The sequence below is a fragment of the Seohaeicola zhoushanensis genome (assembly GCF_014656415.1).
Lineage (GTDB): Bacteria > Pseudomonadota > Alphaproteobacteria > Rhodobacterales > Rhodobacteraceae > Seohaeicola_A > Seohaeicola_A zhoushanensis.
Genome location: NZ_BNCJ01000050.1, coordinates 1 through 7,997, shown reverse-complemented (window position 1 = coordinate 7,997; position 7,997 = coordinate 1). Strand labels below are relative to the sequence as shown.

Genomic DNA, 7,997 nt, shown 5'->3' with positions numbered 1-7,997 from the left:
CGGCCCGCCAGTGAGCGCGAGGCCCATGAGGAGCTACACCACTTCCCGGGACATCATCAGACTGAACATGGTCATGCATTATGATATCGGTAATCCGCGTGTGTTTATCAAGAGCGCGACGCCGCCTGCGACTTTCTGGCAGCATTTGGAACTACCTGGAAATGTGGGGAGTACCAGCTGAGGAACCAGGCGGTCGCTACGGGAAACGAGACCGATCACCGCGGTCCGCAACGGTGAGAATAGGGTGCTGCTACCTTGAGAGACCACGCATCATCTTCAGCCCATGCGTCGTGAAGCCTCGCAACCGGGCGCGGCGGCTGTGGAGAATTCTTTGGATCGGCGAAGTCCAAACGCTTACTCGGGCACCCTCGCGCGACTCACGCTGGTAGGTCTTGCCCACCTCGATGTTCCCGGAAAAGTCGGCCGATATGATGCTGGCTCCGATGATCGATATCACGCGTATTCGCCAGCGCCAGATCGGGTACTAGTTGAGCTAGGGCTGCCTTGCGAGCTTTCGCGCCGATTGCGGCGCGGAGTCGTCCATCATTTCCTTCAATGCTACCATGAACAAATCCAGGAGATGGACGCGGTCGATGGCGGACCCGATCCGGCCAGAGTATGTCTTCTGGCCGCTGCTGCATCAGTAGCAGCTGGATCTTGGCTCGGGTGCGGCCCTGCTTCTGGTGGCGCTCGTCGCCGCAGAAGCGGCATTTGCGAGCCCGGTCGACCGTACTTCGATTTCCGGGAACGCCTCCGACTGCCGCCGGAGATCCATGATCCTCGTCTGAGCGTCCTCGACGCTGGGCCGGGTACAGCTAGTCGAATGCATCGAGAAATCGGCGAAAGTCGTGGTGTGGCCAGGGTATCCTGCGCTTGCAAAGCGGGGGATATAGGCCATTTCAAAAGATCACGAAGGGCTCCAACTCGGTTTCCGGACACCTCCTTTTCCTCACGAAAGCCGTCCGACCTGCCGCATAGAGCTACGCAGGTATCGACAGGACCACGCGGGCTGCCAGAAGCTGGCAAATACCAATTCCTTGATACTTTTTTCCTGTGCCAGGATTGCGGCCTTACGCGAAACGCTACCGGGTCATGCGGTACGGCCTGCCTTTTCCGCCTTGGCGGACTGCCTGCGATCGATGAAGCTCCTGATTTCCGCGGGCCTGATCATCTCATGGCCGTCTCCACCGACAAAGAAAACACGGCGCACCTCCGGATCGATCTTCACCAATCGATCCTTGGACCATTGGGATCCGGCCCGCACAAGGCGCACTTCGATGTGATCAATGCCACGGCGGCTGCCGGTCTCGCGCAGCAGCACGAAAGCCCTCAGGTCGTGATGGGCACAACACGTTTGTAGCGCCCGCAGGACTCGTGCGCTCAGCTTCGACCAGGGCTGGTCAGACTGAGCGAGTCCCTCGCTGAGCAGGTCGAGATCAAAGGCAAACATCGGCTTCCGCATCCGCCGCGCGAGCGCAACGAAAGTGTAAATTCGGTAGCCCAGGATCGACGTGAGTTTTGGCAGGATGCTGGCGTCGAGCAATGCGTACCGATTGTCCGCGAGCAGTATGGAGAGCGTCTCATCGCGGAAACGCCAGGCCAGCCACCGGTTGTCGTGAACCAAGAACAGATGGTCGAACAGGCCGGTGTCGCGCAGCGGATCGAGCGCACGAGCGATTGCGCGGTTGTCATTGCTGCTCTCGAGTCCGAACAGGCGACGGGCATCCACACACCGCATGCGGTAGCCTTCCTCAGGCTGGATCATGTCCGGCCGCCACGACTTCAGCCGTCGGCAGGTATGATGCAACAGCGCGTGAAGGACGCGATGCACCATCATTTCGGCCGGCAGCGCGGGCGCTCGGGTTTGGATGAAGTAGGCCGACATGCGATACATGTGGTCTGCGGCGATTCCGGTCTCGCAATACGTGACCGCATCGGGGCCGGTGTCTTCGGTGTCCATGTCTCTCTCCTGTAGGGGCTGGAGAGAAACTGGGTGCGACTGCCAACGGCCCAAAAAGAAAAAAATCGGTCGGTTCAGCGCGCTTTCTGGCCCCGTGATGGCGACCCTATCCGCCCGTGGGTTTCAGCGCTTCCCCGGATCGCGGTCGGTCAGGTCCGGCTTTCCGCATCGCTCCTCCGTAGACCGACGTAGTGACCCCGGATCCCTTCCAGGGCGCAGCAGCCATCATGCTGATCTGGCTCGGCAAAATGGCTCTGGAAAACAGAACACGGGTATATGGGAACACCTGAAAAGTCCCTACCGGGCAGCTTTTCAGGGATTGTGATTGCTTCGCGTGAGCCGGTGAGGTGCTCGACCGCTGTGCTCCGGCAACAGGGACGCCAAGGTCATCCGCGCGAGCGAAGCGCCAGCCCTCACCAGCCGCAGTGCGCCTGGCAGGCCCTCTGCCTTGGGATGATGCGGGCGGGGGGTTCTCAGCGACTGAAAAATTTTTTCCGCCTCCAAGGGTCGAACCTATGTGCTCGAGACACACACAGGAAACGACCATGCACAACCCGAATTTCCACCTGATCGACCGATGCTACGCAGAACCGTTTGGCCAGGAGACCATGGCCAGGTTTCTTGCCGCACATGGCACTCGGATGGGCGCAACACCATTGCCGCCTGAGATCAAGCCGGGCAAGCCCCGCGAGGCGTTCAGGAACGCCTGGGATCTCGCTCTGACATCGCGGGCCGATTACTGGGAGGGCTACGCCTGGCACCCCGAGTGCGGCGCCCTGCCCTTCCATCATGCCTGGTGCGTCGACCCGCGCTCCGGCGTGGTCCGGGACACTACATGGCGGGATGTCGAGGGTGCCGTTTATCTCGGCGTCGGCATTCCGACCGAACGCCTTTGTACAAACCTCAACGCAAGCGGCATCTTCGGCATTCTCGACAAGGGCGTCGGCTTCGAACACGGCACCGTGGAAGACCTCTGGGGGTGGGTGGACCAGTTCCGCCCGGCCGCGTTGCGGGATCGCCCGCGCCTCGCGTCGTAACCGCATGAGCAAGACGGTGACACTGTTCGCAGCGGGGTTTCCGTCGTCCCGCGGTCGAACCCAGCTTCTCTTCAGACGACGACCACCCATCCATCAGAAAGGAACAACCATGGGACTGGATATTGGCTTCTACCGACAGGATGAAACAGAAGCGCTCGGCTTCCGAAACCATGGCGATCTGTTCGACATGTTCATCGCGCAGCCGCACGTCCGGGTCGAGCCCTATGACGACTTCTACGTGACACGTCCGATGGTGACGGCCGTCCTCGAGGAGATCGAAGAGGAGATGACCGCGAACGGCTTACCCCCGCCCACTCTCCCGGACCGCGACACGATCGAGTTCGCGGATCTACGGTCGGCGATCCCCCGCGAGTTCTTCTTCGGCGAGCCGGATGACTGGGTGGCAGCGCTGCCCTTCTACCGCGTTCTTCTGGCAGAGCTTCTCGATGATGTACGCCGGGACGGATGCCTGATCTGCGGTTGGAGCGCTTAGACGCGGCGTGCGCGGACACATCCGCCAGACGCCTCCCACGGGAGTACAGAAACACTGTTCTGGCGGCGAGTAGCGCGGAAGCACCAAGGCGCCTCTCAGAGCCACAGTCTACGTCAGGAAGGACAAAGGTTGGTGGGATGGAGGTGTCGGACGCGGAGCGATTGAACGCACTCGAGAAGGAGAATGCTCAGTTGAACCGGCTGCTCGCAGATTCTCTGCTCAACCAGGCCGCGCTGAAGGGCTTCCTCTTGCGAAAGTGGTGAGCCTCGCCAAGCGTTATGAGCGTGAACCACTCCGGGTTTTCCGGAGGCTGATCTCCGTTAGATAAGCGGCCATGCGTTCCGTTTCCAAAGGACGCGTAGAAGTTGGCCTGGGCTTGGGCTGGCGAGATGCTCCCGATAGGTGCGAGGAGGCTGCGGTTGTTGAACCAGTCGACCCATTCGAGAGCGGCATATCCGGCGGCCTCGAGGCTGCGTTACGGGTGCTGCCAGACCAATGCAAACCAGCGTCTATGCAAGGGCAGAACGCCTGCCCATTATTCCGCGCAGTGACCGCGCAATTCGGCGAGAGCGGCGCTGCGGATTGCCTTGAAGCGGACTCGTGGGGTGAGGCTGCACGGGTCATTTCTTCGGGCCCCAAGGGCGCATTCGCTGTAACTCGTCAGCTGACAGCCGTAATCGAGTAGTGCGATGTCCCATCCCATACAAGATCCCAAGACGCGCCCGGCCGGACGTTCTGGATGGCGTGCGGCTCGAAGCAGACCAGGCAATTCCCGCCCGGCGCAGGAGCCCGGACTGAGGGGTAAATCAGGCCCCGGGATCCGGCCCGGCGCAGATGCTGGGCTAGGCTTTGACCTTCGGGATATCCGACCGCCGGATCCGGATGCAGCGCAGGATGACCTGCCTCGTCGGTCATGTCGTTGAACACGCCAATAAAGTCTGCCAGCAATTCCACATATCGGGCGCTGTCATGGAAGCTGCCGGTAAAACCGAGTTCCCGTGTGCGGTGCCAGGCCACTTCGCTGACGGAAACCATCACGTCCCAAGCGCAGTACCAAGCGCCGCGCTCCTCGGTGTTGAATCGGTTTCCGCCGGCGCGGGTATAGGTGAAGGCTGCGTTGACGTGACTGTCGCCATAGATGCGTAGATCGCGGCTTCGGCGTTGCCAAGCGAGCTCGCGCGGGTCCAGATGCGGGTTGCGGCCACGTTCCGCCAGAAGACGGCCGCTAGTCAGGCCCTCGATCTCGGCCAGAATCTCCATCTCGTCATCTGTATCGACGAGACCGCGCAGCGATGGCGGCTTGTGGTATGTGGCAGGCAGGAGGCGAACGAGACCGCGATCGGAAACCTCGGTCTGCTTCATGCCCCACCCCGCAACGCGTCAAGATAGGTACGCACCGCGAGGATCTGCGGCAAGCCCCCATCGATGGCGGTGTCGACTGGACGGCTGCCCCCAAACAGCGGACCCGTGTTCGGTCGGGTGAACCAGCTTCGCGCGAGAGGCTCGGAGAAATAGAGCTCGAGCGACTTGTAAATGCCGATAACCGCGCTGAGCCGCAGTAGTTGGTCCTTGGTAAGCTCCCCCGCGAAATCCGGCTTCTTGGCGCGCTTCCACGTGCTCTCTGACATGTCAGCAAGGCCAGCCGCCTCCTTGAGGCTAAGACCCCAGGCATCGGCCACGCGTGCGTAGGCTTTCAACGCGACAGCGTTGATCTGTGCGGGTTCCCGGATTTTCTCTGCGACGTACATGGCATCCTCCATTGGCCTCAATATAGCTCATGTGGACCCACTGTAAAGGTCAAATGGACTACGTATCTTGATCCCCGTTACCCGAACCGCCGAATTCCTTCGATGAATGTATACTCTTAGAAGATGATGCTCTTCCGCAAAGTTAAAGACGCGATGAAATCGCCCATCCTGCGGACATAATCATCCTGCGAGGGTCGCAAAGATCGCAAGCGGCGACTGCCTGCCATTCGGGATCAGCTCGACGGCTTGAAGTTCCATGTATGAACGCTCGTTGTTTGCAAGGGTTTTCTTGTCTTGATGTCGACACTCTTGCAGCGAGACCCACGAAGATCTGGAGAGCTGTTTCCCCGTTGACCGGGATTTATGCCTTGCGGATCAGGTGTTCCGTCTCAATCCCGGCGATGTTGGCTACGGCGGAGCGAAAAGGCCTTGCCCCCCCCAATCGTCGGGCCGGTGGTCTTCATCGATGGCGCGGTTCAAGGTGTTCAACCTCATGCGCTGTCAGATAGCTTGAGGCCGCCTAGCCGTTCCATGGCCGCTTTGCTGACAATATCGACTATGGCTGGCGGAAAGGATTCCGGGAGTGCATTTGCGGCAGTTTCGAGCGCTTCGGGCGCTCTTGCCGCGATCTCCTCGATAATGTCCGTGGCGCGCTTTTTCGAGAAACCAGCGCGCATGGCCGTTTGCAGGAAATGCCGACCGTGGATCTGGTCGAAGCGATAGTGACGGCTGTTGCCGACCGACATCGCCATCTTCATCTGCTTGCGTTCGATCTGGCGGGCGTCCAGTGCCCCTTGTGCTGTCACGACGTCATAGAGCGGGGTCATGCGGTAGCTGCCGCCAGGACTCAGGAACACGCTGAAGTTCTTGGCATGGGCGTCCGTCGCGCGCATCAGCCAGAAGACGAGCTGCGCTTTGAGAAAGATGTCCTGATCCTCGATCGGTGTATCGCTGCCCTTTAGCAGGCCCAGAACATCAATCATGCCGGGCCCCCCCTCGTTCTGGTATTTCAACGTCGGGGGTACTGAGAGCGCCTGGCAGCAATCTTCCTGCGGCAGACGCAGCAATCGCCCGTCTTTCGTCCAGCGGCGATCAAAGCGTTCAATGACCAGAGCCCTGGTCTCGCCGAAGGTCTCGATGGTGGCGGTGTTCACGGGCAGGCCAAATGCCGTGGTGAGTTTCAGGCAATAGTATTCGTTCTCGACGCTGTCAGAAAGATCGATGCCATCACGCAGTTTGCCGATCTGCGTCTTGATCAGATGGGTGGTCGGCGTCGTACCATGTGGCTTGATCCACTGTCCCTCATGCCAAAGCAGGGCGGTCTTTTCTTGCGCCCCCGCAACCGAAATCCTGAATGCGTCGTCGCGGGCGAGGCCAAGCGGCGCCTGGCTCAATCCCTTCAGCATCTTTTCAATGGTTGCTGCATCGACCGCTTCACCTTCGATCTTGCCGGTAACATCAGGGATTTCGTCGTCTCCCGCGATGAACTGGAGCGCCCCGACGCAGTCATGGCCGATCCTGGTCAGCATGCTGTAGGCATCAGTTCCGCGCGCGCCGACCTTTTCCGCGACGAGGCGGCGCAGATGGTCCGAGTCAGGCAGCAGGTTCTCGAAAACGGCAGAGACGGTTTCGCCGCGATAGGGCGTCTCCCGCAGCGGCAGCGACAAAGAGACTGGCAGCGCATGTTCCCAGTCCAGCCAGTCCGCGTCGTAAGAGAATCCGATGGCACCGCTTGCCTCTCGACCCAGCGTACCGACGCGGCGATTGTTCAGATAGACCCGCAGGGGCGCATAGGCTGGACGCCGTCCCATCAGAACAGCTCTTCGATGTCACTGCCATGACCCTTGGATCGCTCTCCGATCCTGAATTCCAGATCGAGAGCCGCCAGGATAGCCAGGATGGTTTCGAGCTTTGCAGGCTTTTCTCCGCTCTCTATCATCGAGATCGTCGCCTGGCGCAGGCCTGCCCTCTCGGCGAGCTTCATCTGTGTCCAGTCGCGCTTCTTGCGTGCCCGCTGGATGATGGCACCAATTTGTCTCGGTGTGCGCGCTAAATCATTCATGTGGTTTGTATACGCCAAAGCGCATAAGTAGTCAACATTCGTCATAGCGTATACGACACTTCTATGCTATTTGGCGCAAATATTACGATTATCTCCTGAGGCGTATAGCGGCGCTGGCGCGCACCAGCACGGCTGAGCGGGCGCTTATGGAGGCAGCGCCGGTAAATCGATACATTCCTTGGCGTAGCGCTCGGCTTGGCGGTTAAGCGGTTGGCGCTGCCCCAACTGCTCGAACAAGACCATCGCTAGCTGGTTCGGCCCAACTCATCCTCGCTACGTCGGATCGAAGGGTGCGATGGGCGGACCGAGGTGAACCGCAATGTGAAGAGGCCAATTCAGCATTGCTGGTGGTCGGGCTGGGAGCGTTCAATACTGTTTTGCTCCGTCTTCTTTGGGGCCGGAGACGATCGACCCATCTCCTCGCCAGCGATGATTCCCGTCGCGATATCCAACCCTCGTGAGGACATGATGCACAATAAGATCACCTTCGGCCCCGCTGGCTATACCTACGACGAGATCATCAAGATGGCGCTCGGAATTGTTCAATCCTTTGCGTCCTTTGGTGTGACAGACCTCCCGGATACGGCGAAGCACTGCATGAACCTCGGCCAAAAGCTGACGTCGGAGTACAACCGGCTCGATGATGTCCCGGGAAGTGGTGTAGCTCCTCATGGGCCTCGCGCTCACTGGCGGGCCG

Annotated in this window: 8 protein-coding genes and 1 pseudogene; 3 read left to right on the top strand and 6 right to left on the bottom strand. The window is 60.1% G+C overall.

The window, feature by feature from the left end; genetic code table 11:
• Positions 1-1,090 precede the first annotated feature (1,090 nt).
• Positions 1,091-1,960, bottom strand: coding sequence for a hypothetical protein (locus tag IE266_RS26425; protein WP_189683134.1), 870 nt, complete (start codon positions 1,958-1,960; stop codon positions 1,091-1,093).
• A 545-nt stretch (positions 1,961-2,505) separates the two neighbouring features.
• Here IE266_RS26425 and IE266_RS26420 point away from each other — a divergent pair.
• Positions 2,506-2,997 (top strand): hypothetical protein, encoded by a 492-nt coding sequence (locus IE266_RS26420; RefSeq protein WP_189683133.1) that lies wholly within the window; start codon positions 2,506-2,508, stop codon positions 2,995-2,997.
• 109 nt (positions 2,998-3,106) lie between these two features.
• Positions 3,107-3,490 carry a hypothetical protein gene (locus tag IE266_RS26415; protein ID WP_189683132.1) on the top strand — a complete coding sequence of 128 codons (384 nt, stop codon included), beginning with the start codon at positions 3,107-3,109 and terminating at the stop codon, positions 3,488-3,490.
• Between the two features lie 187 nt (positions 3,491-3,677).
• On the opposite strand, the pseudogene IE266_RS27095 reads toward IE266_RS26415, so the two are convergent.
• From IE266_RS27095 to IE266_RS26395, 5 genes and pseudogenes are all read right to left on the bottom strand, one after another.
• Positions 3,678-3,941, bottom strand: a pseudogene (locus tag IE266_RS27095) (hypothetical protein); the annotation flags it as partial.
• Between the two features lie 209 nt (positions 3,942-4,150).
• Positions 4,151-4,852: an RES family NAD+ phosphorylase gene (locus IE266_RS26410; protein ID WP_189683131.1), complete on the bottom strand. Its 702-nt coding sequence runs from the start codon at positions 4,850-4,852 to the stop codon at positions 4,151-4,153.
• Positions 4,849-5,250 (bottom strand): MbcA/ParS/Xre antitoxin family protein, encoded by a 402-nt coding sequence (locus IE266_RS26405; RefSeq protein WP_035714338.1) that lies wholly within the window; start codon positions 5,248-5,250, stop codon positions 4,849-4,851. The genes IE266_RS26410 and IE266_RS26405 overlap by 4 nt, the downstream gene beginning before the upstream one ends.
• A 479-nt stretch (positions 5,251-5,729) precedes the next feature.
• Entirely contained in the window at positions 5,730-7,049 is a 1,320-nt protein-coding gene (locus tag IE266_RS26400) for a type II toxin-antitoxin system HipA family toxin (protein ID WP_189683130.1), read from the bottom strand.
• Positions 7,049-7,345, bottom strand: a complete 297-nt coding sequence (locus IE266_RS26395; protein WP_229864543.1) for a helix-turn-helix domain-containing protein — start codon at positions 7,343-7,345, stop codon at positions 7,049-7,051. The genes IE266_RS26400 and IE266_RS26395 overlap by 1 nt, the downstream gene beginning before the upstream one ends.
• A 423-nt stretch (positions 7,346-7,768) precedes the next feature.
• On the opposite strand from IE266_RS26395, the gene IE266_RS27090 reads away from it, so the two are divergent.
• On the top strand, positions 7,769-7,997 hold a 229-nt coding region (locus IE266_RS27090), incomplete at its 3' end, for a hypothetical protein (protein ID WP_229864541.1).

Bases quoted from the DNA above. Each gene is read 5' to 3' on its own strand.
- IE266_RS26425 (WP_189683134.1), bottom strand. From the start codon at position 1,960: ATGGACACCGAAGACACCGGCCCCGATGCGGTCACGTATTGCGAGACC.
- IE266_RS26420 (WP_189683133.1), top strand. From the start codon at position 2,506: ATGCACAACCCGAATTTCCACCTGATCGACCGATGCTACGCAGAACCG.
- IE266_RS26415 (WP_189683132.1), top strand. From the start codon at position 3,107: ATGGGACTGGATATTGGCTTCTACCGACAGGATGAAACAGAAGCGCTC.
- IE266_RS26410 (WP_189683131.1), bottom strand. From the start codon at position 4,852: ATGAAGCAGACCGAGGTTTCCGATCGCGGTCTCGTTCGCCTCCTGCCT.
- IE266_RS26405 (WP_035714338.1), bottom strand. From the start codon at position 5,250: ATGGAGGATGCCATGTACGTCGCAGAGAAAATCCGGGAACCCGCACAG.
- IE266_RS26400 (WP_189683130.1), bottom strand. From the start codon at position 7,049: ATGGGACGGCGTCCAGCCTATGCGCCCCTGCGGGTCTATCTGAACAAT.
- IE266_RS26395 (WP_229864543.1), bottom strand. From the start codon at position 7,345: ATGACGAATGTTGACTACTTATGCGCTTTGGCGTATACAAACCACATG.